The organism is Neobacillus sp. S1227 (genome assembly GCF_055385255.1).
This window is the reverse complement of sequence record NZ_AP038276.1, coordinates 3029673-3054401: the sequence shown is the minus strand read 5'-3', so window position 1 is coordinate 3054401 and position 24729 is coordinate 3029673. Positions and strand designations below refer to the sequence as shown.

The window sequence follows — 24729 nt, the reverse complement described above, 5'->3', positions numbered from 1 at the left end:
AGTTAATAATTATGATCATATTATTTCTAGATACCGAGTAATTCTACGAAAATACTTACTTTAGATTAAGGGAGGGAAATAGTTGCTTAGCTTTGAAAATTCAAAGAATATGTTTAAAAAGTCAAAGAAATCCTTGGCTTCTGGGGTTTCGAGTGACCTGAGACTTAGTATTAAACCTGTTCCTGTTTTTATTGAAGAGTCTAAAGGTGGAAGAATGACGGATGTGGACGGGAATCATTTAATCGATTATGTTATGGCATTGGGTCCACAGATTTTAGGGCATTCACATCCTGTCATTGTAGAAGCTATACAAGAACAAGTTATAAAGGGGCAAGTTTATGGGGCTCAACATCAAGGAGAGATTGAGCTTGCTAAAAGAATTGTCAAGCATCTTCCTTGTGCAGAACAGGTGACCTTTAATAATTCGGGAACAGAGGCAGTGCAGGTGGCGATAAGGTTGGCAAGAGCTTATACGAAACGCCAAAAAATCATTAAATTTTCTGGACACTATCATGGATGGGTGGATACGGTCACTAGTCCTGAAACGAATGGACAATCAAGGAGTACTTTATCCGATATTGTTACGCTCCCTTGGAATGATATAAGCACATTGGAGGATTTTGTAAGATTAAACTTTGAGGATATTGCAGCAATTATTACGGAACCAATCATGGGGAATTGTGGCTGCATCTCGCCTTTACCGGGTTACATGGAAAAAATGAGAGAACTAACCAGCGAGCTTGGAATCGTATTGATTTTTGATGAAGTCATCACTGGATTTAGAATCGGATTAGGAGGTGCCCAAGAGAGCCTGGGAATCACACCTGACTTAACGACTTTAGGTAAAGCTGTGGCTGGAGGTATGCCACTAAGCGCTGTAGCAGGTAAAAAGGAAATTATGGATTTAATTTCTAATAGAAATATTTCCCATAAAGGGACGCATAACGGAAATCCGATATCAACTGCAGCAGGTATTGCTACCATCGATTATTTGGCATTAAATAATGGGGAAGCCTTCCATAAAATGACCGATCTAGCAGATAGATTCTTAGTAAATTTTGAAATGTTAGCAACGCAATATAGTATCCCGGTCGTTATAAATAGGAGAGGTTCTCTCTTCAATACGATATTTACCAGATTGCCAAAGGTGACAAATTTCAATGATTATATAAATAGTGACGCGAAACTCTTTGCTAAATTTGCTGAAATTCTTTTAAATGAAGGTGTTCTGATTAAACCAACAGGATTATGGTTTTTATCAGCAGGACATACGCACAAAGACATTGATGAGACATTAGAGGCTGTAGAAAAGGCATTTAAAGTAATTAATAAAAGTAATCATTTTAGCCAGTTCGTTTAATGAAAGAACTGGGAAGTGGATGCAGGGATGGAATGGTTCCATCCCTATTTTACATAGAATAATAGAATATATTCCTTACCAGAAGAAAATTATATTGATTGGGTAAGCAATGATTATGATATAATAATTAAAAATTCCTATTATTATGAAAATAATGATTAAAACTTTTTTGAGGTGAGAATATGGGTTCCAATTCAATCATAAACGATTCTATCGAGCAATTAGAATTACAAGGAATTTTCATCACAGATCGGAACTTTCATATAAGTAAGATTAATCGTATGGCTTCTAAAAAGGTTTCAGTAAACCAATTAAATGAAATCATAAATGTATACAAATATTATTCTTCTCCATATTTTAGCATATTAAATTTAAAATGTGAGATTGAAGTGATTGCATCACAAGAAGTTTATATTTTCTTTTTACAATTCAAAAGTGCGGTAAGAGTTCCCGGCAAAGTAAATCGTAACGAAGATATATTGATGGCCTCTTTAAAAGAAATACTTGATTCTTTATCGGATGGAGTTACAATATGCAACAATAAAGGGATTTATATCTATGAAAATGAAGCAGAAATGAAGATAAATGGTCGAAGTATTCTCGGTAAACGGGCTCAGAGATTCGTAGATGTAGGTGGCATAAGTGAATCTGCAGCGATAAAAGTTTTAAACGAGAATAGGCCTGTTACTATTGTTCAAAAATACGATAATGGGAGACAAATGTTAGTTTCAGCAAAACCGATAAGAGGAAAAAATGGAAAAATAAGATATGTGGTATCTACGACGAGAGATATGACTAACTTGAAAAAAATTGAAAATGAAATGATGGAACTTGAAAGGCAAAACAAGTTAATGAACGAACAGTTAAAGGACCTAGAACTCAAGTTAAATACCCCAAATAATTTAATTGCAAATGACCCCAACATGGTAAGTGTCGTGGAGCGAGCCATTCGGGTTGCAGGGGTGGATTCGTCCGTATTAATCCAAGGGGAATCTGGAGTGGGGAAGGAAGGAATCGCGAATTTGATTCACCTAAAAAGTAAACGCAAAGATAAGCGTCTCATCACGATCAATTGTGGTGCAATCCCTGAAAATCTATTAGAATCTGAATTATTTGGATATGAAGGTGGAGCGTTTACAGGTGCTCATTCCAAGGGAAAGCAAGGTTTGTTTGAAGTTGCAACAGGTGGGTCCATCTTTCTTGATGAAATCGGGGAAATGCCGTTAGCACTGCAAGTCAAACTTCTTCGGGTTCTGCAAGAATCGGAAATTACCAGAATTGGTGGTCATAAGCCGATCCCCACTGATGTTCGAATCATTGCTGCAACCAACCGAGAACTTGACCAACTGGTACAGGATGGGAAATTTAGACAAGATCTCTATTATCGTTTAAATATTATTCCGATCGTGATTCCTCCTTTGAGGGAAAGAAAAGAAGATATTATTCCACTCGTATATCATTTTTTAAAAGAAATAAACCAGAAATATGGAGTGAATAGGTCGTTAACTTCCGGAACACTTGAAAAATTAAAAGGTTTATATTGGCCAGGAAATGTTAGACAGTTAAAGAATCTAATTGAAAGAATTTGTTTAATGGTCAATAAACCAGAAATTTCAATCAGTGATATTGAGAATGAATTGAATAGTGAATTAGTAGATAATCCAAGTTTAGAAACGAACCCCACCCCTAAAATGGATAAGACTTTTCATGTATCTAGAGATCTCGCTTTGAAAGATCAGATTGAACATTTTGAACGTGAGATTATCATCGAAACCATTAACCAATTTCCCAGTGTAAGAAAAGCGGCAAAAGCACTAAAGGTTGATCAATCCACTCTTGTTAGAAAAATGCAAAAGTACCAAATTCAGAAGGAAATCTCTTATGAAATGAAGTAAGGAAAGATGAATCGATATTCTAATTTCAATTGTAATGTTTTATAAAAATGACCTTAAAGGGTGTGAAGAAAAGAGCCGGATATTTAGCGATATTCGGTTTTTTTGGGTTTCAATGTGCTTTGGGAGCTGTTAGAAAGCTAAAAGACCTAAGTGATGCAATCCTACATCTGTGATGTTTAACTTTTGATGTAGGATCGCATCATACTTGCAAGTCTGATATAAATAGGTACGGTTTTACTAGATTTATCTTCTGGCATGAATATTGCATATAAAGAATGTAAGTAGAATTTCTATTAAATGACGAAGCAGATTCAAGTATAAAGGGAATAGATGGAGAAGGAAAAATTCCTCTGTAGTTTTCCTTCAAATACGCTTCGTACAAAGGAAGGATGATTTAGAAACGTTTATTGTTCAACTAATCAAGCAGATTCGTACAGATGTTGGGAGGCTAGCGACCTAGGGTGAACCAGATATAGGTATTGTTACAAATATCTGAAAATTGGGAAACATAGTTAATGAGGTGATATCAAGAAAAATCAACAGCCAGTTTAACACGCCTTAATAAAAGTAGGGAGGATATAGATGCAAAATTCTGCAGACACTCAAACTAGTAAACTTGGGCTTGGGTCATTAGTATTTAATACAATTGGTATGTCTCTTGGGGGAGCCATTGTATCCTATATTGGGTTCGCGATCGCTTTAGGTGGGCGTTCGACCATTTTCACTGTCTTGATCTGCCTTTTGATAGGGATTGGCCTTGCATTACCATTTTATATGCTGAGTAAATTAGCTACTGTGAAGGGAAGCCAGTATTCGATCATAATGGAAAACCTGGGTCCAAAGATAGGCGGATTGACCCAATATATCTATATAACTGATATCATATTTTACGCTACATATCCATTGGCGATCAGTTCATATATCGTCGCGCTTTTCCCTAACTTAAATAAGACCGCTGTCGCTATTGGGATTGTCCTGATTGTGTATGTCATTCTTATGATAGGCATTGAGGGCTTTGCCAGGTTTCAAAGCTTATTTACAATTATTCTTTTGATAGCGCTCACCCTATTTTCAATCATTGGTATTTATTATTTAGTAAATAACAATATCAATCCGTTCAATTTTAATGAACCAAATTACTTTTATAAAGGAATGGATGGAATTACGGCGGGGATTCCCCTCCTTATCTTCTATACTTTCGGATATTATTATATTCTTTATTACGGTCCGGTAGCGAAAAGACCGACGAAAAATATTCCGAAGGCAATGTTGGTTGGCGGTGGAGCCATGATCATCTCTTGGGTGGTTGTGACCATTGTGGGCGCGAATGTCCTTCCAATTGAACAGGTAGCCAATCAACCATTGACTGTAGTTGCTGAGGAGATTATGCCTAAATATCTGGCACTGTTCTTCGTGATCGGTGGACCAATCATGGCTATTCTGACTTCCTATCTTGGTTTGGTCCCAGTTACTACGGCAGGTATGTTGCAAACGGCGAAAGAAGGATGGTTCCCTAAAGTACTTGCAAAGAAGTCGAAAAAAGGGACACCAATTGTGATCTATACCTTATTGCAAGGGGCTATTCTCATTATTGTTGCATTAGAAATTCCAATTACTGCCCTCCTTTACCAATTTGCCTTTATCACTGCCATTGCGACAGTGGTATTATATGTAGCCATCCTGAGGTTGCCCAAGAAACACCCTGAATTGTTCGACAGGGCAGGGGCTAAAGTAACGAGCATGTCTTACAGAATAGCTAGTATGATCGCTATTATTTTGGCACTTGTGATATTCTATCTCTCAATTCAAGGGGTATCGGTTATTCAAATATTGATTAATGTGGTGGCAATTGCCCTTCTTTATCTGCTTTCGAACTACCTTGTCAATACAGGAAAAGTTCATGTTGAAGAAAATTTTGAACTGGATGTAGAAGATACTGAACCAAGAACTGGTGGCGTGATTCCAGGCCCATCATTTAGCGAACAACTAAAAATGTAGGCGCTTAGAAAATGAGGGGAAATTGTCGCTCAAGCTTTTATTGAAATCTCAAGGTAACAAAATGGTAGAAAACTATAAATATAAAATGAAAAGGATGATGTAAAGTGAATCAAGTATCGACGAATGCAAACATTTTCAAACAAATTATGAGCCAATATCCAACAGGTGTTACGATTGTCACTACTTTGGATGGAGAAGGAAAAGCAGCAGGACTTACAGTTAATTCTTTTGCTTCTGTATCCTTGGACCCTCTTTTAGTCCTCTGGTCTATTGATAAAAGGGTATCTTCTTTAGCCCAATTTTTAAATGCTGAAAAATTTGCGATTCACACATTGGCATCAGATCAAGGTGACGCGTGCTGGGCATTTGCAGGGAAGGATGAAGACCGTTTCTCAAAGGTGAATTGGAGAGTTTCAGAAAATGGTTTGCCAATCATTGATGGTTCATTGGGTACCATGGAATGTAAAAAGGTTCAACAAATTGAAGCTGGAGATCATTATATTTTATTAGGGCAAGTGATTGATTTAGCTGTTCAGGATAAAGATCCGTTACTCTTTTTTAATAGAAATATCGGATCTATTCCAGCAAACTGGCCAAAGTAAACAAGGCTAAACTGGCTCTCCTTGCCGCACCTTGGCAGAAAAAGAAAGATTGTCTTTCACTTTAAAAAGTGTTAGGCAATCTTTTTTTAGTTCAAAAAGATGTTGATAGTGCCGTTCCAAAAGGACCAATCAAGTTAAGGGTGCAGCACTCTATTTAGGTACAAAAGCAAGTGACTTTGTAACCGGTGTTGTCTAAAATGTAGATTGAGGCAGTACCTTATAAAAAAATTCGATGTAGAAACACATCGATGACAATGATATGCATTTAAAATGATGCATTAACACATCGTTTACTTGGATACCGAGAATAGATTTTGAGATTATCTGAAAACTTTAAACATCTATATATAAATTGAAAAGGCTAAATTTTTAGACACTCCTAAAAATGGCATGAAAATTGCTAATATAATTAAGTGAATGTGTTTCTGTCACTTTTTCTAAAATAAATGTTTAACGAAGGAGGATTTTTATGAAATTAGGTCTATTTCTACAGCCGGTTCATCCCCCTGAAAGGACCATGTATGATGCTACGCAATGGAATCTGGAAGTTATTAAAGAAGCAGATTCATTGGGTTATGAAGAAGTTTGGATTGGGGAGCACTTTACATTCAAATGGGAACCAATTCCTTCGCCTGATTTACTTATTGCACAAGCACTGCGTGAGACGAAAAGAATTAAATTAGCTCCAGGTGCCCACATATTACCTTTACATCATCCTGTAGAACTGGCTCACCGGCTTGCCTACTTGGATCATTTATCTCAAGGAAGACTTATGGTGGGAGTTGGGGCAGGTTCCGTTCTAACGGATCAAACTTATTTTGATATAGATATGGCAGCTGGAGAACATCATAGAATGTTCGCTGAGGCCTTAGAAATTATCTTGAAAGTTTGGACAGAGAAAGGTCCTTTTGAGTATAAGGGGAAATTTTGGAACGTTAACCAGCCAGGTTACTCAGCTGAAGGACGATTAGGACCTCATATTAAACCATATCAAACGCCCCACCCGCCAATTGGAGTTTCAGGTATGAGTAAGGGGTCAGGAACACTGAAAAAAGCAGGACAGTATGGTTTTATCCCGATGAGCTTTGGTGGCGTGGACAATAGTATCGTTGCAAGTCACTGGGATGCTATTGAAGAGGGTGCGCAACTGAGCGGAAAAACGCCAGATCGTCAAGAATGGAGAGTCTCAAAAGATGTCTTTGTCGCAGATACAGATGAAGAGGCTTATGAACAATCGATCAATTCTTGTATGGGAAGAGTTTACAAAGAAATGTTTATACCACTTTATGTCCCAGATAAAAAAGTCAGTGCAGAATATTTGATTCAGACAAATGGACTAATTGGTTCAGTTGAAACCGTAGCAAAAAAACTAGACACACTTTATGAGGAAATAGGTGGCTTCGGTACCCTTTTAGTTACTGGATATGATTACACTGAGCAGCCGGAAGTGTGGAAGAAATCCATGAAATTGCTTGTGGAAGAGGTGGTTCCTCGATTGAAACATAATCGTAAACAGTATTATTCAACATCTTAAACCGTCTTAAATACACGAATACTATTTTCTTTTAGTAGAAAGGTGAAGACAAGGAGAAAGAACGAAAAAAAGATATTATCCGGAGATTTTGAAGTAAAACAAGAAGGTGAATGGAAACGATACACTGAAGGTGATATTTTAGTTGTCCTCCCCGAATTCTACAGAAATTATAGAGTTCAAACGGTTATAGATTATTGTTTTTCTGTTCCAAAAGAATAAAAAGATTATTCCTTACCTGTCCTTGCCTTCTTATTTTAAAATGTCTAGCATGATAGGGACGAATACTATACTCAAATTACTAATCAAGTAGGAGGATTTTTAATGGATTTCGAAAACAAGGTAGTCGTTATTACAGGTGGTGCCGGGGGAATCGGGAAGGCTTCTGCCAAACTTTTTGCACAAGAGGGAGCTAATCTAGTTCTAGTGGATGTAAATCAAAATGCCTTAGATCGGGTAGTGGATGAGCTACAGTTAAATAAAGACCGTGTTTTAACAGTTGTTTCAGATGTAACAAAAGAAGAGGATGTAATTTCTTACGTGAATAAGACTGTAGAGAAGTTTAATAGAATAGATGTTTTCTTCAACAATGCAGGAGTAGTAGGAGATTTGGGGCTTTTAACACAACAAAAATCTGAAAATTTAGACTTTGTTTTAAATGTCAATGTAAAGGGCGTTTTCTACGGATTGAAGCATGTTTTACGGGTGATGAAAGCTCAACAATCAGGTGCCATTGTCAATACTGCATCTGTTGATGGATTAAGGGGCTCAAGTGGAATATCGCCTTACATTGCAAGTAAGCATGCTGTTGTTGGTTTAACCAGTGCCGCAGCTGCAGAACATGCAACAGACGGTATTCGGGTTAATGCGGTTTGTCCAGCTACAGTAAATACAAATCTGATGCATGAGGTTGGAAAGATTTTAAATCCGAATGATCCCGAAGCAGTTATCAAAAGATCTGGTGAAAAGGTACCGATGAAGCGATTTGCCAATCCAGAGGAAATTGCACAGGTTGTTCTATTCTTAGCCTCTGATAAAGCCTCTTATGTCACCGGTTGTTCTTATCCAGTAGATGGTGGACAGACTTCTCAATCATAAATTAGACAAGAAAGGAATGGGGTATTCATATGGGCCGATTGGATGGTAAAGTTGCTATTGTAACCGGCGGAGCATCCGGAATGGGAAGAGCAACTTCAGAGCTATTTGCAAAAGAGGGGGCAAAGGTTGTTATCACGGATATTCAAGACCGTGAAGGTATAGAAATGGCGGAAAAAATAAAACATGATGGTTTTGAGGCCATTTTTATCAAGCAGGATGTAACCAGTGAAAGGGACTGGAAAAACGTTATCGACACTACCCTTTCTCACTATCAAAAGGTTAATATCTTAGTGAATAATGCGGGGATTGTTCAGATTAATGATATTGAAGAAACAACATTAGACGATTGGAATAAAATGATGGCTATAAATGCGACGGGAGTCTTTTTGGGTACAAAGTATGCGATACAAGCGATGAAAAATAATGGGGAATTATGTTCAATTATCAATCGCTCCTCTATCCATGGTGTGTATGGGTTTGGTGGAACTTTTGCCTATAGTGCATCTAAGGGGGCAGTGACTGTATTAACAAAATCAGCTGCACTTAGCTGCGGAGAAAAAGGATATAAAATCCGGGTTAATTCTGTCCACCCGGGAGCCGTTAAAACAGCGATGGTTGAAATAGAGGCGGAGTCTTTAAATCTTGAATTGAATGATTATTTAGAAAGAGCAAAAAAATCCCATCCTATCGGATATCTTGGCGAACCTATTGATATTTCCTACACTGACTTATTTCTAGCTTCAGATGAATCTAGGTTTATCACTGGTGCATCACTAATGGTTGATGGCGGTTATACGGCGAAATAAAAGGAGCGATTTTTTCGCTCTTTTTTTGTCTGTCGTCTAGTTTGTTTTGCTAGACATCATCTATAAAATAGCTAAACTTCATAGTTGTATTTAGCACTGAAATATTATGGAGTTCCACTCCTGATGTAATAACGCTTATATGATGTTTAAATTTTGATGAAGTATTGCATCATTAATATATCTTTGAGTATAAATATTTATCGAAGTATTCAGGTTTAGAGGTTATAGGGGGGCCAATAAAATGGTAGAGAATTTCCTCTTTACCCATCGACTTAAGGTCTGTTGGTAAGAAATTGATGGACAAAGCATAGTGTTTAACGCTCATCATTTGACATATTTAGATGTTGCTAAAAACCTTCCCTTTATACAGGGGAAGGTTTTATTAATATACATGTAAAATTGCATCAAAAATGATGGTAATTATCAAAAATGATGTAATATCTCACCTAATTTTTTTTATGCAAGGAGTAATACTTATGAATTTTTCTTGCTCGAAAGTTTACTAATTGCTAGATATTATTAGCCTCAAATGTAAAGTTATTCATTTTCGGTAAGAGAAGTTACGATTTTTTTGAATTTTTGGAAAAGTGGCATGGAAATTGCTTATATAAGTATGTGAGTGCAGATATATTTTAAATAATTTTACAGGAGGTTAATGAATGGTATTAGGTGATAGCTTATTAATCAATAATGTTTCAAAGTCTTATAAAAATTTTTTGGCACTTGAACATGTAAACCTGACAGTAAAAAAAGGTGAATTTTTAACAATCCTAGGGCCGAGTGGATCTGGAAAAACTACACTTTTAAAGTTGATAGCCGGATTTGAAGATATAACCAATGGTGAAATATTATTGGATTCTCAGGATATCTCAAAAAAGAAAGCGTATGAACGAGGGTTTGGAATGATGTTTCAAAACTATGCGCTTTTCCCGCACATGACGGTTTACGATAATATAGCCTATCCTTTAAAACTTCGTAAAACTAAGAAAAAAGATTTGCATGACAGGGTGAAAGAAATAATTAGATTGGTCCGTTTGGAGAATTTTGAATCCCGATATCCGGATCAATTAAGCGGAGGCCAGCAGCAGCGCGTAGCACTAGCGAGGGCAATTGTGTTTAAACCCCCGTTATTATTGTTAGACGAGCCTCTTGGTGCATTGGATAAAAACTTACGGCAACAGATGCAATTGGAAATTAAATCTATTCAACAAAAAGTTGGGATAACGACAATTAGTGTCACACATGATCAAGAAGAAGCATTGACCATGTCTGACCGCATTTGTATCATGGACCACGGTTGCATAAAACAGGTTGACACTCCTAAAAAAATTTATAATAAACCCCAAAATCGTTTTGTAGCGGAGTTCATTGGAGAAATTAATTTACTTGAGGGCGCGATTATGGAAGCGAATACAGATTTCGCTAAAGTGAAAATTTTCGGCGAGCAGATTATTAACGCTACAGCAGAAAACGTAGCATCGGTAAAAGAAAATACAGAGATATTTGTTGCGATTCGTCCAGAGAACTTAAAAATTGTTCAGGACAATTCTAATTTTGAGAATATTATTCAGGTAAAAGTGACTGAAGTTATTTATCTTGGTGAAGCATTAAAAATTAAAACTCAAACTCCTAACGGGCAAGAGATTCTCGTGAAGGTGCCTTATACAGAATCAAGTCCGATTGAAATGGGTAGAGAAATCCGTTTGGGTTGTAATAGCAAAGAAGCTCTGTTGATTCAAAAAGACTAGGTAGTAAAACTGATAATTGGCTAAAAGAATTAAGTATTTACAGATGGAGAATATTTTTAGAAATTTTTTAGCCTGACTGCCAAAGTAAAGTAGGAGGTCATTTAATGGAACTTAAAACAGAAATGAATACACACGTCCCAAGGAACGTGCCCTTAGCATATAAATTGTCACGCATTAATGTGCTAAAATGGATTCTTTTGGCAGCACCTCTATTTTATATTCTTTATTTCCTTATGTTTCCTTTGATTGGATTTTTAAAACTTAGTGTTTTTGACGAAAACGGTTTTACATTAAAATACATTCTTGATATGTTTTCAACTACTGTCTATTTACAGGTAATCTGGACAACAATAAAGCTTGCCACATATGTGACCATTATTACTCTATTAATTTCCTATCCATTCGCCTATTATATTGTTCACATGAAATCAAAATCTTGGAAAATAGCAATCATAAGTGTCGTTGCGATTTCACTTTGGATTAGCATAATCGCTCGAACATTTTCATGGACTATTCTGCTGCAGGATCAGGGAGTGATAAATAAATTTTTGATTAACATTGGCATCATTTCAGAACCATTACCGCTGCTATTTAATTTGACAGGTGTCATTATTGGGATGTCACATATTCTCTTGCCGTATATGGTATTAAGTCTTATTTCGGTCATGCAAGGTATTGACACGCGATTGGTTCAAGCGGCGCAAGGGCTCGGAGCGAAACCATTTAAAGCTTTTTTACAAATTTATTTACCACTGTCTCTACCAGGTGTGCTTTCTGGAAGCTTGCTCGTATACGTCATGTCATTAGGATATTATATTACTCCAGCATTACTTGGAGGATCCAAGGATATGATGATTGCTACACTCATTTCGCAAAATATAACGAGAACCTTGAACTGGAATCTTGCCGCCACGCTTGCGCTTTTTCTCTTTATCATTACTTTATTGTTGTTGATGCTTTCCTATTTATTCATTCGTAAAAATCCGATTTTAAAGGAGGGGGAATAGATGTGGTTGAGAATATTTGCCGTGCTCGTTGTGGTTGGTCTTGTTGCTCCCGTATTAATTATCATACCGATCTCATTAACATCTAGTGCCCTTTTTCAGTTTCCGCCTCCGGGTTATTCCTTAAGGTGGTACAACGCATTTATTGAAAATACTGAATGGGTCGAAGCGTTTAAACTAAGTTTGGGTGTTGCCTTAATTACCATGTTGATATCTACGGTTCTGGGAACGATGGCTTCGTTAGCGGTTACGAAATTAAATTTTTGGGGTAAAAAGGCGTTCATGGGTTTGATGGTATTTCCGATGGTTATTCCAGTCATTATCGTCGCTATTACTTTATATCACTCATTTGCTCCACTTAATCTAACAAACAACGTTTTTGGTCTTATATTGGCACATACGGTAATTGCGTTTCCGCTTGTATTTGTTACAGTGACGGCTATTCTTAAAGGAATAGATAAAAATCTGGAACTTGCCGCGATGGGGATGGGTTCCACGCCCGTGGGAGCTTTTTTTAAAGTAACACTACCTTTAATTCGACCAGGTTTATTATCTGGGGCACTATTTGCTTTCATTGTATCGCTGGATGAAGTTATTGTATCGATTTTTATTACAGGTGCAAAAACCAGGACATTGCCGATTTTAATGTGGGAAACTATGAGGACAAGTATCGACCCGACCGTTGCAGTCGTTTCCACCATCTTTATTTTAATCACGATTATCTTCTATTTATTGAATAGATGGATAACAGGATTGTCTCGTAAAAGCAAAATAGAAGTTTAATCGTCCGCATTGAATTGTAGGTTATTGTAGAGTGACTCGATACACATACTTTTATCAATTCTACTCCAATTGCAATTGTTGTATTGTATTTTGTCCACATCACACTAATACGCATATCGATGAAACCAATAAGGCATTCAAGGAGGTGATGATGATCATTCCAGAATGGGGTGAACGTGGCGAAAGTTAATAGCATTATAGAATATATGATTAAAAGGGGTGTAGGAAATGAGAAAAAAAATTGTGGTTTTATTGATGGCCTTAATGTTAATAGTAGGGCTTGCCGCTTGCGGTTCAAATGAAGCAAGTCAAAACCAAAAAGAAAAAGTTCGAGAACTTGTCATTGCAGATTGGGGTGGTTCAGGCCGCACGGCTTATAGAAAAGCATTTTATGATTCTTTTGAAAAAGAGTTCAATGTCAAGATTACAAGTGTAAATATGGACTACGGCAAATTTACAGCTATGATAGAAGCGGGCGGAGTACCCGAATGGGATGTCGTTGCTGTCGATGAAGATTTTTCAATCCGTGGTGGTAATAAAGGTTTGTTGGAAAAGATGGATTACAACATTATTAATACGGAGAAGCTCCTTCCGGGAAATGCATATGATTACGGCGTGAAATTCATGATTGTCCCAGTTGCAATAGGGTACAATACAAATGCTTTTAAGGACAAACATCCCCAATCTTGGGCAGAGTTTTGGGATACCAAAAACTTCCCAGGACCTCGTGCGCTTTGGAATTATCCAACATATACACTTGAAGCAGCACTAATTGCGGATGGTGTAAAACCAAGTGAACTATATCCCTTAGATGTTGACAGAGCGTTTAAAAGCTTAGAAAAGATCAAAAAGGATGTTACTGTTTGGTGGGATACAGGTGCGCAACACCGTCAATTGTTACAGACTGGTGAAGTTGCAGCAAGTTCAGTCTGGACTTCAGCCGTTTTTGTAGCTAAAAAAGAAGGGGCACCTGTCGATGTAGTATATAATCAAGGTGTTTTGACTGGGGAAACTTGGGCTGTTGCAAAAGGTAGTGCTAACAAGGATTTGGCAATGAAATTTATCAATTATTCTCTTGACCCTAAAAGACTAGCGAAAGTTAGTGATATTCTCTTCTATCCAATGACTAATCCAGATTACTATAATTTCGTGTCTGAAGAGGCAAAGAAAAATCTGCCTACTCCTGAGGAGACTAAGAGCTTTATCAAGATTGACGCAAAGTGGTGGGTGGAGAATTTTGATAAAGTTAACGAGCGTTGGCAAAAGTTTCTTCTTAAATAAAGCAGGATAGAAACATGTGATTCTATAGAGGATTCTATTTTTAAATCATTATAATAAATATTATTGCCTCCCAATTAAGAAAAAGTATCTCTTTCTCTGGATTGTTTGTTTTTAAGATTTTACAATACCAAGAAATGAGCATACTTTTCTTTTTTATTAATTTTCATAGAAAAATAAAATAATTGCATATCTAAAGTCGTAAAAATAAAAAGGGGAACATTATGGTCAATATTACTGTTGTAGGTGCTGGACTGATGGGAAGTGCATTAATACATGCATTTTTAAAAGAAGGGAACAGGATAAAACTCGTTAGTACTAACCCAAAAACTATTAAGAAGTTTTCAGGACAGGATGTTGAGGTCGCCCCCAATCTAAATTTAGCGCTAGACAGCGACTTTATAGTCCTATGTTTGCCTAATCATACTGTTGCAGAAAAAGTAATAAAGGACTGTGAAGCAAACGCATTGATAGGAAAAAAGATCGTTAACACAACTACTGCTAAACCAAGTGAAATCGAATCAATTTGTCGTTATGTGCAGGAGAAAGGTGCTAAATATTTAGATGCAAAAATCGAATGTTACCCACCAGAGGTTGGCACTAGTTCCGGGGTTTTTATTTATTCCGGAGATGAGGAGTTATTTAATGAGATTCAACCTGTTTTGTCAGCACTTTCCAAGGAACCTATATTTATAGACAGAAACCCTGCCGCCGCTGCAATTGTAGATCTTGGTGTTGTGGTGGACTACCACTTGGCTGTATTCTATTCTATGCTGGAGTCGGTAGCGCTTGCTAACAAACATGATTTATCAGTGGAAAAACTCATGAAGGTTACGGAGAAAATTAGGCCGGGGCTTCCAAAGTTTATGACACGACAGTTAGTAAATGCTTTCTCAAACGGTATTCCTGAAGAATATGTGGATTCTCAAGAGGCATTCCTTGAAACTGAGTATTACGGTTTATCAACTGTCGTATCATCCATGAAGGAAAGCGGTATTAATCCAACGTTCAGTGAAGGAATGTTACAAATAATGGAATCAGCAGTGAATAAAGGACATGGAAAAAAAGGTCTTGTTGCTTTGATGTCTGAAATCATAAAGAGTTAGCTGAAAAAATTTCCAGCTCTAGGTTCGAGTGAAGAGAAGATTACTCCACACTTTCATAGTGTAGGGCAATCTTTTTTTTGTTCAAAATGATGTTGATACTTCCAATTCAAAATGACCAATCACATTTGTTTAAGTTTGTCGTGATGCAAAAATGCAAAAACATTGAATGAAAAAATAAATGATGCATTAATGCAATAGTTATCCAGCTTGCTTGCGTTAATTCATGAGGGATCAACCAAATAGATAATTATGTCATTCCTATTAAGGTAATAGGTTTTTCCTTTTTTTGTGTACTAACGCAATATTTTATTGCTATATACTTTTTATTTTAAATAGTTGGCATGTAATTTGCATGAATAATAAGTGTGTAGAGATAAATTCCAAATAAAGTCTCAAATTTTTTAACGGAATGAAATGGAGGACCAACAAATGGAGGGTAAAAAAATTCATATTGGTGCGTTTTTAAGTGGAACTGGTTGGAACGTCGATTCATGGAAACATCCGCAGGCAACACCAGATGCATCTGTTAATTTCTCTTATTTAAGAGATCTAGCAAAAAAAGCTGAAGAAGGGAAAATGGACTATGTGTTTTTTGGGGATGGGCTTTATATTAGTGAAAAATCACACCCTAACTTTTTAGTGCGATTTGAACCGCTGACCATATTGGCAGCGCTTGCGATGGAAACGAAAAATATCGGATTGGCTGCAACTTTATCTACAACCTATAGTGAACCTTATAATGTTGCGAGACAATTTGCGTCGATCGATTTACTAAATAATGGTCGTACAGCTTGGAATGTTGTGACTTCTGCTTTAGAAGGGACTCAAAGAAACTATGGGGAGAAAGAGCTTCCTGAACACGACCTTCGCTATAAAATAGCCGAGGAATTTGTGGAAGTGGTCAAGGGACTTTGGGATTCTTGGGAAGATGATGCCTTCATACGGGATAAAGATTCAGGGGTTTTCTTTGATAAAGAAAAAATGCATCGTGTAAATTTTGAAGGAGAATTTTTCTCTGTTCAAGGCCCTTTAAATATTCATCGTTCCAAACAGGGGCATCCAGTTATTTTTCAAGCAGGTGGTTCAAAAGCTGGGCGTGAATTTGCTGCTCGTCATGCTGATGCTGTTTTTACTGTGGCATCCACATTTGAGGAAGCACAGAAAGTATATGCAGATATTAAACAACTTGCTGTGGATTATGGAAGATTACCTGATAAAGTTCTTATCTTGCCGCAAATTGGTCCAATTATTGGAGATACACCAGAAGAGGCAGAAGCAAACTATCAAAAAATTGCTAATTTAGTAGATGTAAACGCTGCATTGAACTTTATGAGTCGCTATTTTAGTGATATTGATTTGACAAAATATCCACTTGATGATGAATTTCCTGACATCTGGGAGTACACAAAAAATGGTTGGGAAACAATCACAAATAGATTAAAGAAGAGAGTCAAAGAAAAGAATTTGTCGCTTCGCCAAGCTGCTCTAGAATCAAATACACCTAGGCATGATTTAATCGGAACTCCTGAACATGTAGCAAATCAATTACAGAAATGGTTTGAAGGAGGAGCAGCGGATGGATTTATGTTATTAAGTCCTCTTTTACCAACTGGGTTACATGATTTTGTTGATAAAGTTATTCCTATATTGCAAGAACGTGGATTGTATCGATCAGAATATGAAGCGTCTACATTACGAGGGAATTTGGGATTGAGCATCCCTGAAAACAAGAATAGCTTAAAAAAGCGTTTAATCACAAACAAGTAACAGTAGACGTGGAAAATAAGGAAAAGGGAGATAATGATTAATGGAAAAACAGTATGCTACAAATGCGAAGAGAATTGCTTTAGCTTTAAAACGTAATGGAGTCAAATATATTTTTGGGCAAAGTAACCCGCCATCCGTAACCCTTGCATGTATGGATCTAGGCATTGAACAAATTGGATATAGACAAGAAAATGCAGGAACCTATATGGCACAAGCTTACGCAATGTGTACGAATACCATTCCAGTTGTCACGGCACAAAACGGACCAGCCGCAACGCTCTTAGTACCAGGGTTAGCAGAATGTATGAAGGCTTCTTACCCTGTCGTAGCTCTTGTTGAAGAAGTTTCAAGAAAACATGAAGAAAAAAATGCTTTTCAGGAATTGGACCACCTTGAACTTTTTAGAGGTGTTGCCAAATGGGTAAAGAAAATACCGATTCAAGAAAGAATTGAAGATTATGTCGATCGAGCTTTTTCTATCGCAGCAAGTGGAAGACCAGGTCCAACAGTTTTGCTGTGCCCTAAGGATATTATTGGTGACCTAAAAGAATATTTAATTGATCCAAGAAGAACGCAAAATGCAGGAGTCTTTCCTTTAGATAGAAGTATCGCGGATTTAACAAAAATCGATGAAGCGGCAGATTTATTACAAAATGCCAAGCAACCTATTATTTATGCCGGCGGCGGTGTGATTTCCTCTGGAGCTATCCAGGAATTAAGAGAATTACAAGAAGAATGCTCCATTCCTGTTGCAACAACAACAATGGGAAAAGGGTCTGTTGATGAAGAGCATCCGTTAAGCATTGGGCCTATCGGGTATTACATGGGAAAAAGAGGAGTAAGCCACCATTTAACTAGCTTTGTTCAAAATGCAGATGTCATTTTGCTCGTTGGTAACCGTACGAACCAAAATGGAACAGACACATGGTCCCTTTTACCTGAAGAGGCAAAATATATACACATTGATATTGATCCAAGTGAAATTGGCAGAAACTATGAATCATTAAGATTAGTAGGAGACGCAAAATTAACCTTAGCTGCTTTGAAAGAAAGGTTATTGAAAAAAGGGCTAGAAAAAAGAATAGAGAGTAGAGACAGTGTTGAAACGACCATTCAGATTGCTAGAGACAGGCATATACAAGATATGGAAGACCTCATTGAAGCTGAATCGGGAAAAGTGAAAGTAGAGAAGTTTTTATCTGAAGTCGAAAAGAGATTAGAGGATAACCATATTATTGTTGCTGACGCTAGTATTTCATCAGTTTGGAATGCGAACTATCTTAAAGCTATACAAAAGAGAAAATTTATTTTTCCAAGAGGACTTGCTGGATTAGGCTGGGGATTACCGATGGCGATGGGTGCAAAAATTGCCAAACCAGATCATAAAGTTTTTTGTCTTGTGGGCGATGGTGGGTTTGGCCATGTTTGGAGCGAACTAGAAACTTGTAAAAGACATGGCATTCAAGTTGTCTTAGTCGTGATCAATAATGGCATTCTAGGTTATCAGAAATATGGCGAAACCGCAGGGTATGGTCGATATACAAATGCATGTGATTTTTCGTCTGTAGACCATACCAAGATAGCAGAGGCATGCGGGATTAAGGGAATTAAGGTTGAATCCATCGCTGAAATTCCTGCTGCTCTTGATGAAGCGTTTCAATCGGATGAAATGGTTATGATTGATTTATTATCTGATCCTATTAATATACCTCCAGTGAAAGCCATGGCGGGGTTAGATTCGAATAAGTTCTCATCGATAGATAAAGTAAAAGTGAGGATTTGAAATGAAAAAACATCTATTTATAAATGGGGAATGGTTAGAAGGAAGCATATATCATCCTTTGTATAGTCCATATAATGAGGAACAAATTGCTCAAATTCCATTTGCAACTGAATCGGAAGTGGACCTTGCAATTCAGTCAGCTGAACAAGCAAAAACAATTATGGCCAGAATGCCCGCCCATCAACGGGCAGCCATATTAGAGAATTTAGTGAAGCTACTCGAAGAAAATCAAGATGAATGTGCACGTCTTATTGCACTAGAGGCGGCGAAGCCATGGACAACGGCAATGGGGGAAGTCGCACGGACGATCATGACCTATAAATTTGCAGCTGAAGAAGCAAGACGCCTTCATGGGGAAACCATTCCCATGGATGCTGCTCCCGGCGGGGAGAATCGGGTCGCCTATACGATTCGAGAATCCGTAGGAGTGGTTGCGGCGATTACTCCTTTTAATTATTTTCCGATGAATCTCGTTGCTCATAAAGTTGGCCCTGCCATTGCAGCAGGTAATACGATTGTGCTAAAACCTGCAACACAAACACCTTTGACTTCTTTATATTTAGCAGAACTTCTTCAAAAAGCTGGACTTCCGAATGGAGCTTTGAATGTGATAACCGGAAGCGGCAGTACGGTTGGAGAACAGTTGATTCAAGACCCACGGGTCAAAGTGATTACATTCACCGGAAGTCCAGAGGTAGGGATCGGAATTCGAAATAAGGCTGGACTTAAAAAAGTCACGCTTGAACTCGGTTCAAATGCAGCTCTTATTGTCGATAAGGGCGTGGAGATCGATTCGATGATTGCTAATGCAGTGAAGGGTGCATTCGCATTTGCCGGCCAGGTCTGCATTTCCTTACAAAGAGTGTACGTTCATGAAGAGCTTTATGATTCATTTGTTGAGAAATTTGTGGCACAAACCCAAACATTGAGATTAGGAGATCCACTTAACCCTGAAACGGATGTTTCTGCATTAATCAGTCCCAAGGATGTCGGGCGCGCCCTTCAATGGATTAAGGAGGCCCAACAAATGGGTGCAGAGATTGCTATTGGCGGTTCGGCGGATGGCAATATTCTTAAGCCTACGGTACTGCTTCATGTGGATCCAAAAGCTAAAGTTTCATGTCAGGAAGTATTTGCACCGATTGTGTTAATCAATAAAGTCTCCAGCGTACAAGAAGCAATTGAGTATGTCAATGACTCGAGATATGGACTTCAGGCAGGCATTTACACACCGAGCATCGCAACGGCCTTTCAGGCAGCTGAGTCTTTAGAAGTGGGCGGGGTCATGATCAATGATATTCCGAATTTTCGAGTCGATCACATGCCATATGGCGGGGTCAAAGAAAGCGGAATTGGAAGAGAAGGGTTAAAATACGCGATAGAAGAAATGACGGAAATGAAATTGGTATGTATTAAAAAATAGAAAAAGGTGGAACTCCTAGTGATTCATTCTACAAGAACAATAAACAAAGGAGAAGAAAATAAAATGTTGTTCTTTCGTGCATTGCAATTGAATAAGAGAATCAAACAGCAGCGAGTAGTATTAACCCAATGCATCAATCTTAAGGGATTAAAAGATCCGCAGGTTTTAGAACTAAGTCAAAAATTAGACTTAAGTGTGTTAGAACTACAAAAGATCATACTAAAAGTTAAATCAATAGAAAATAACGAATTGTATTTGAAAGTTTAATAGAAATAAGAATGAAAACCATCCATTACTATGGAGGAATCAAACGCTTAGTTGATAAAGATAATGAAAAGAACCGAGTATTGTGATGTTTTTTCGAAAAGAGGTGATCTAATAAAATGGTAGAGAAATATCACTTTTGCCATCGTCTAAAAGTACGCTGGTCAGAAATAGATGGACAAAACATTGTGTTTAATGCTCATTACTTGACCTATTTAGATGTTGCCTCATCGGAGTATTTTTACGAAGGGCTAAAGTTGAATCTCCGGGAGCTTGCCGCAAATGAAGAGTTTGATTATGTAGTAGTGAAATCTACATTAGAGTATAAGAGCTCTGCTCATTTGGGTGATTGGCTAACTATCTGGGTCCTCACTAAATCAATCGGTCGTTCGAGTTTTACCATTTCTTATAAGATTACGAGAGAGGCTGATGAGGATCTTATTCTTTTAGGTGAAACTGTTTGTGTCTGTTATAATGCTCGGACCAAATCATCAGCACCAATCCCTGTTTTTATCCGTGAAAGAATTGAAGAATATGAGAATCAAAATCAGAAATGACCTATAGAAGTGTGGGTATTATTTAATTTTTAATAGAATTTTATCATAAATTGTAAAGGGGGATCACTGAATAAATGTATATAAATGGACAGTGGTTAGAAACGAACCAGGTATTAGAAGTGAAAAATCCAGCAAATGGACTATGCGTTGATAAAGTTTTTTTAGTGGGAAAAGATGAAACTAAAAGGGCAATAGAAGCAGCAAAAAATGCATTCCCATTATGGTCTCAACTAACTGGTGAACAGCGGGGGACTTATTTGCATAAAGTAGTGGAGCTATTGGAAGAAAGAAAAGAGCATCTTGCCCAGACTATTACGAAAGAGATGGGTAAATCGATTTATAATGCTCGCATTGAAGTTGGGAGCACAATCGCCTTTTTTAGATGGTATGCAGAAGAAGCTCGCCGTGTCTATGGGGATATTGTTCCCGCCTCTGCATCAAATAAAAGAATTTCCGTTCTAAAGCAGCCGATTGGAGTAGTTGGTGCTATTACACCTTGGAATTTCCCTCTATCCATGGGAGCAAGAAAATTAGCACCAGCCCTAGCTGTTGGCTGTACAGTGGTTTTACGCCCATCCAGTAAGGCACCTTTATCAGCTCTTGAGCTTTTTAAAGTGTTTTACGAAGCTGGCCTGCCTGAAGGTGTTGTGAACCTTGTCATAGGGGATTCTTCTGACATTGTCGGAGAACTGATGGTTAGTAAGGACGTTCGAAAAATTTCATTTACAGGTTCTACAGAGGTAGGAAAGAAACTCATTCGTCAATCGTCGGAAACAGTGAAACGTATATCCATGGAGCTCGGTGGTCACGCTCCGTTTATTGTATTTGAAGATGCAGACATTGAACTTGCGATCGAAGGTACCATTATAAGCAAGTTTGCATCAACTGGTCAACAATGTGTTTGTGCAAATCGTATTTACGTACATGATTCTATATATGACACATTTGCACAGCGTTTTGCAGATAAAGTCGCAGCCATGGTGGTTGGTGAAGGATTAAATGAAAATACTCAAGTGGGTCCAATGGTTAATCAAGACGCTGTTAGTAAAGCACACGATCACGTTATGGATGCAGTAGAAAAAGGAGCAACAATTCTTTGTGGTGGTAAAGCGTTAACTGAAAATGAATATAAAGATGGCTATTATTATTTACCAACGGTACTAGCAGATGTTCACGAAGAAATGAAAATTACGTATGAAGAAACATTTGGTCCAGTTGCTCCATTAATTCGTTTTAATACAGAAGATGAGGTTTTAGAAAAAGCAAATAATATTGAGTATGGTCTAGCTTCTTATTTTTATACGAATGATCTTTCTAGAGCCCACCGAGTTTCAGAAAGGCTTGAATACGGAATGGTAGGAATTAATGATCCAGCGCCATTTTCTGTACAAGCTCCTTTTGGTGGAGTGAAAGAAAGTGGGTTAGGAAGAGAAGGTGGACGGTATGGCTTAGAAGACTATCTTGAAACAAAACTAGTGTCGGTTGCAATAAAGAAAAATTAGTAAAGTCAAATCTAATATTGAAATGGGTATATTTTTGCTCTTCTTTTTAAAAAATTATTACCTACATTTTTTTAACATTTAAATGAAAGTGGAGGGGATCTAAATGAGCTCATTTATGGAAATTACAGAGCAATTAAAAAATGGCGAATTGGTCATCCTAATTGACGATGTTGAGACCTATTCAAGCTTTTTAATGGGCTTAGCGGAAACCGTCACAGGACATCAAATCAACTTGATTACAAAAATTGGTAAGGGGTTGGTTTATGTTGGTATCAATAATAGAAAAGCAGAACAGCTCCATTTGCCTCTGATGAATGGAGAAAATAACCTGAATAAAAATTTCACCATTTCCATTGATCATCACACTAATACTACAGGAATATCGGCATTTGACCGTGCAGATACAATAAAGGCTGTTACCAATGAAGAAATAAACCCCGAGGATTTTAAAAGGCCGGGGCATATATTTCCGCTTGTTTACTCTGATAACGGAGTCCTCGATCATTTAGGTGTTGTCGAGGCTTCGGCCGACTTAGCTAAAATATATTCGAGCTCTTCAGAATTTACTTATTTATGTGAAATCCTCAATAAACAGGGGGATATGGCTACTCTCGAGGAGGTAGGAGAGATTTCAAAAGAGTATGGTATTCCTACCATAAAAATTACAGACCTATTTAGATCAATGCACAATAGGTCAATTTGTACTCTTCTTGGTCAAGTAGTACATGGGCAAAAGCTTGGAAGACAACTTGGATACCCTACAGCTAACCTCGATTTGTACACTGATGAAGACCGATTAAAAAATGGTGTCTATGGTGTGAAGGTAAAATGGCAGGGGCAGACCTATCTTGGTGTTATGAATGCTGGAGTAAAACCAACAATAAATAATCATATGCAAAAATCTTATGAAATTCATATATTAGATTTTAATCACTCTATTTATGAAGAGATAATTAACGTTGAGGTTAAATTTTTTATAAGGGAAGAGAAAAAGTTTTCTTCAATCATTCAGCTAATACAACAGATTGAAAATGATATTCAAGAAGTTAAATATAAATTTGAATTGCAGCAAGGGATTAAAGTTGGTTTATAAAATTAGGGCAAAGAATTCTTAAATTGAAGCACGGGGACGGTTCTTATGCCTCATTTTCTAGCGGAAATGAGACACGAGAACCGTCCCCGTGTCTAAAAGCTGTTTTAGGTGCGATTAATTAAAAACTCCCGTGCCGTTGTAAGAAAATTATTCACAATGGATGACTTTTCGTCTTTTCGCCATGCTAGTGATGTTGCAATTGTTTTAACAGGGAGTAGATCTTTAAAAACGATCCCTTGGTTAGGGTGTTCCATTGCCAATTTAGACACAATGGTGATCCCCGTACCTGCAGCAACAAGGGTGAAAATTGTCGTTAATCCATTTACTTCTTGAACTATATTGGGACTAAAGCCAGCCTGGGCGCACAAGGAAATAATTGTATCATAATAAGGTGTGCCAATTCTTCGAGGAGGGAGAATGAAATTTTCTTCAGCGAGTGCTTTAACATCAAGCGGTGGCGGTGCAGATGCTAAAGGATGTGACTGGGGTACCGCCACAATAAACGGTGTTTCAATGATTGTAAAGAAATTGAAAAGGTCACTGTTATAGGGGGGAAGTATGCCAATTTCAATTTCTTTTTTTTCTAAAGCTTCTTTAACACCCGTTGCACTTAATTCAGTCAGTGCAATATTAACATTTGGAAACTTTTTTCGGAAGGAAAATAGTGTTTGTAATAGTAAATTATGCATACTACCTGAATATCCAATCGATAAATGTCCCGTTTCCCCATTTGCTACTCTCCGTGTAGCTGCAAATGCCTGATCAATTCTATCCAAAATTTCATAAGAATGATTCAGTAATTCTCTGCCCCCTTCCGTCAACTCCACCTTTTGTTTTGTTCGATCTAGTAATTTTACACCTAATTCCTCTTCGAGCTTGATGATTTGCCGGCTTAGCGGAGGCTGCGAAATGTTAAGTCTCTCAGCCGCACGGCTAAAATTAAGTTCTTCGGCAACAGCAATAAAGTAGTGAAGCAGACGAATTTCCACCTTAATCATCCTTTTTTCGTTATACCTTTTAGGTATAAAAGTATTCATTATAAATATTAGACTAATTATTCAAAATATTCTAGTATTAGGCTAGAATTTCGTAGGTATAAACAAAGAAAATGTACTACGATAAGTTGACATA

At 37.4% G+C, this 24729-nt stretch carries 20 protein-coding genes; 19 read left to right on the top strand and 1 reads right to left on the bottom strand.

The window, feature by feature from the left end; all coding sequences use genetic code 11:
• Positions 1-82 precede the first annotated feature (82 nt).
• The 19 genes from ACZ5AE_RS15385 to ACZ5AE_RS15295 all read left to right on the top strand — a co-directional run bounded on the left by ACZ5AE_RS15385 (position 83) and on the right by ACZ5AE_RS15295 (position 23598).
• The gene (locus ACZ5AE_RS15385) at positions 83-1360 is read left to right on the top strand and encodes an aspartate aminotransferase family protein (RefSeq protein WP_464565236.1); all 1278 of its coding nucleotides are present in this window, start codon (positions 83-85) and stop codon (positions 1358-1360) included.
• A gap of 182 nt (positions 1361-1542) precedes the next feature.
• A complete protein-coding gene (locus ACZ5AE_RS15380; RefSeq protein WP_464565234.1) occupies positions 1543-3255 on the top strand; it encodes a sigma-54 interaction domain-containing protein in 1713 nt (570 codons plus the stop codon).
• A gap of 582 nt (positions 3256-3837) precedes the next feature.
• Complete coding sequence (locus ACZ5AE_RS15375; RefSeq protein WP_464565232.1) at positions 3838-5253, top strand: APC family permease; 1416 nt, start codon at positions 3838-3840, stop codon at positions 5251-5253.
• Between the two features lie 104 nt (positions 5254-5357).
• The gene (locus tag ACZ5AE_RS15370; RefSeq protein ID WP_464565230.1) at positions 5358-5855 is read left to right on the top strand and encodes a flavin reductase family protein; all 498 of its coding nucleotides are present in this window, start codon (positions 5358-5360) and stop codon (positions 5853-5855) included.
• A 469-nt stretch (positions 5856-6324) separates the two neighbouring features.
• Complete coding sequence (locus ACZ5AE_RS15365) at positions 6325-7389, top strand: LLM class flavin-dependent oxidoreductase (RefSeq protein ID WP_464565228.1); 1065 nt, start codon at positions 6325-6327, stop codon at positions 7387-7389.
• Between the two features lie 321 nt (positions 7390-7710).
• A complete protein-coding gene (locus ACZ5AE_RS15360) occupies positions 7711-8484 on the top strand; it encodes an SDR family NAD(P)-dependent oxidoreductase (RefSeq protein WP_464565226.1) in 774 nt (257 codons plus the stop codon).
• Positions 8485-8513: 29 nt separating this feature from the next.
• Positions 8514-9290 carry a glucose 1-dehydrogenase gene (locus tag ACZ5AE_RS15355; RefSeq protein ID WP_464565224.1) on the top strand — a complete coding sequence of 259 codons (777 nt, stop codon included), beginning with the start codon at positions 8514-8516 and terminating at the stop codon, positions 9288-9290.
• A gap of 659 nt (positions 9291-9949) precedes the next feature.
• The gene (locus ACZ5AE_RS15350; RefSeq protein ID WP_464565222.1) at positions 9950-11038 is read left to right on the top strand and encodes an ABC transporter ATP-binding protein; all 1089 of its coding nucleotides are present in this window, start codon (positions 9950-9952) and stop codon (positions 11036-11038) included.
• Between the two features lie 104 nt (positions 11039-11142).
• Positions 11143-12045, top strand: coding sequence for an ABC transporter permease (locus tag ACZ5AE_RS15345; protein WP_464565220.1), 903 nt, complete (start codon positions 11143-11145; stop codon positions 12043-12045).
• On the top strand, positions 12046-12825 hold the full coding sequence (locus tag ACZ5AE_RS15340; RefSeq protein WP_464565218.1) for an ABC transporter permease: 780 nt from the start codon (positions 12046-12048) through the stop codon (positions 12823-12825).
• A gap of 228 nt (positions 12826-13053) precedes the next feature.
• On the top strand, positions 13054-14106 hold the full coding sequence (locus ACZ5AE_RS15335; protein ID WP_464565216.1) for an ABC transporter substrate-binding protein: 1053 nt from the start codon (positions 13054-13056) through the stop codon (positions 14104-14106).
• Positions 14107-14327: 221 nt separating this feature from the next.
• On the top strand, positions 14328-15209 hold the full coding sequence (locus ACZ5AE_RS15330; RefSeq protein ID WP_464565214.1) for an NAD(P)-binding domain-containing protein: 882 nt from the start codon (positions 14328-14330) through the stop codon (positions 15207-15209).
• A 429-nt stretch (positions 15210-15638) separates the two neighbouring features.
• A complete protein-coding gene (locus ACZ5AE_RS15325) occupies positions 15639-16976 on the top strand; it encodes an LLM class flavin-dependent oxidoreductase (RefSeq protein ID WP_464565212.1) in 1338 nt (445 codons plus the stop codon).
• A gap of 40 nt (positions 16977-17016) precedes the next feature.
• Positions 17017-18759: an acetolactate synthase catalytic subunit gene (locus tag ACZ5AE_RS15320; RefSeq protein ID WP_464565210.1), complete on the top strand. Its 1743-nt coding sequence runs from the start codon at positions 17017-17019 to the stop codon at positions 18757-18759.
• 1 nt (position 18760) lies between these two features.
• Positions 18761-20182, top strand: coding sequence for an aldehyde dehydrogenase family protein (locus tag ACZ5AE_RS15315; RefSeq protein WP_464565208.1), 1422 nt, complete (start codon positions 18761-18763; stop codon positions 20180-20182).
• A gap of 18 nt (positions 20183-20200) precedes the next feature.
• Positions 20201-20449, top strand: a complete 249-nt coding sequence (locus ACZ5AE_RS15310) for an aspartyl-phosphate phosphatase Spo0E family protein (RefSeq protein ID WP_464565206.1) — start codon at positions 20201-20203, stop codon at positions 20447-20449.
• Between the two features lie 116 nt (positions 20450-20565).
• Positions 20566-21003 carry an acyl-CoA thioesterase gene (locus ACZ5AE_RS15305; RefSeq protein WP_464565204.1) on the top strand — a complete coding sequence of 146 codons (438 nt, stop codon included), beginning with the start codon at positions 20566-20568 and terminating at the stop codon, positions 21001-21003.
• A gap of 74 nt (positions 21004-21077) precedes the next feature.
• A complete protein-coding gene (locus ACZ5AE_RS15300; protein WP_464565202.1) occupies positions 21078-22505 on the top strand; it encodes an NAD-dependent succinate-semialdehyde dehydrogenase in 1428 nt (475 codons plus the stop codon).
• Between the two features lie 115 nt (positions 22506-22620).
• On the top strand, positions 22621-23598 hold the full coding sequence (locus ACZ5AE_RS15295) for a 3,4-dihydroxy-2-butanone-4-phosphate synthase (RefSeq protein WP_464565200.1): 978 nt from the start codon (positions 22621-22623) through the stop codon (positions 23596-23598).
• A gap of 104 nt (positions 23599-23702) precedes the next feature.
• On the opposite strand, the gene ACZ5AE_RS15290 is transcribed toward ACZ5AE_RS15295, so the two are convergent.
• A complete protein-coding gene (locus ACZ5AE_RS15290) occupies positions 23703-24596 on the bottom strand; it encodes a LysR substrate-binding domain-containing protein (protein WP_464565198.1) in 894 nt (297 codons plus the stop codon).
• Positions 24597-24729: the final 133 nt, after the last annotated feature.

What these genes read in the sequence shown, in the direction of transcription:
- ACZ5AE_RS15290 (WP_464565198.1), bottom strand. Translation starts at nt 24,596, where the DNA reads ATGATTAAGGTGGAAATTCGTCTGCTTCACTACTTTATTGCTGTTGCC.
- ACZ5AE_RS15380 (WP_464565234.1), top strand. Translation starts at nt 1,543, where the DNA reads ATGGGTTCCAATTCAATCATAAACGATTCTATCGAGCAATTAGAATTA.
- ACZ5AE_RS15325 (WP_464565212.1), top strand. Translation starts at nt 15,639, where the DNA reads ATGGAGGGTAAAAAAATTCATATTGGTGCGTTTTTAAGTGGAACTGGT.
- ACZ5AE_RS15350 (WP_464565222.1), top strand. Translation starts at nt 9,950, where the DNA reads ATGGTATTAGGTGATAGCTTATTAATCAATAATGTTTCAAAGTCTTAT.
- ACZ5AE_RS15360 (WP_464565226.1), top strand. Translation starts at nt 7,711, where the DNA reads ATGGATTTCGAAAACAAGGTAGTCGTTATTACAGGTGGTGCCGGGGGA.
- ACZ5AE_RS15335 (WP_464565216.1), top strand. Translation starts at nt 13,054, where the DNA reads ATGAGAAAAAAAATTGTGGTTTTATTGATGGCCTTAATGTTAATAGTA.
- ACZ5AE_RS15330 (WP_464565214.1), top strand. Translation starts at nt 14,328, where the DNA reads ATGGTCAATATTACTGTTGTAGGTGCTGGACTGATGGGAAGTGCATTA.
- ACZ5AE_RS15300 (WP_464565202.1), top strand. Translation starts at nt 21,078, where the DNA reads ATGTATATAAATGGACAGTGGTTAGAAACGAACCAGGTATTAGAAGTG.
- ACZ5AE_RS15320 (WP_464565210.1), top strand. Translation starts at nt 17,017, where the DNA reads ATGGAAAAACAGTATGCTACAAATGCGAAGAGAATTGCTTTAGCTTTA.
- ACZ5AE_RS15345 (WP_464565220.1), top strand. Translation starts at nt 11,143, where the DNA reads ATGGAACTTAAAACAGAAATGAATACACACGTCCCAAGGAACGTGCCC.
- ACZ5AE_RS15315 (WP_464565208.1), top strand. Translation starts at nt 18,761, where the DNA reads ATGAAAAAACATCTATTTATAAATGGGGAATGGTTAGAAGGAAGCATA.
- ACZ5AE_RS15375 (WP_464565232.1), top strand. Translation starts at nt 3,838, where the DNA reads ATGCAAAATTCTGCAGACACTCAAACTAGTAAACTTGGGCTTGGGTCA.
- ACZ5AE_RS15295 (WP_464565200.1), top strand. Translation starts at nt 22,621, where the DNA reads ATGGAAATTACAGAGCAATTAAAAAATGGCGAATTGGTCATCCTAATT.
- ACZ5AE_RS15355 (WP_464565224.1), top strand. Translation starts at nt 8,514, where the DNA reads ATGGGCCGATTGGATGGTAAAGTTGCTATTGTAACCGGCGGAGCATCC.
- ACZ5AE_RS15305 (WP_464565204.1), top strand. Translation starts at nt 20,566, where the DNA reads ATGGTAGAGAAATATCACTTTTGCCATCGTCTAAAAGTACGCTGGTCA.
- ACZ5AE_RS15340 (WP_464565218.1), top strand. Translation starts at nt 12,046, where the DNA reads ATGTGGTTGAGAATATTTGCCGTGCTCGTTGTGGTTGGTCTTGTTGCT.
- ACZ5AE_RS15365 (WP_464565228.1), top strand. Translation starts at nt 6,325, where the DNA reads ATGAAATTAGGTCTATTTCTACAGCCGGTTCATCCCCCTGAAAGGACC.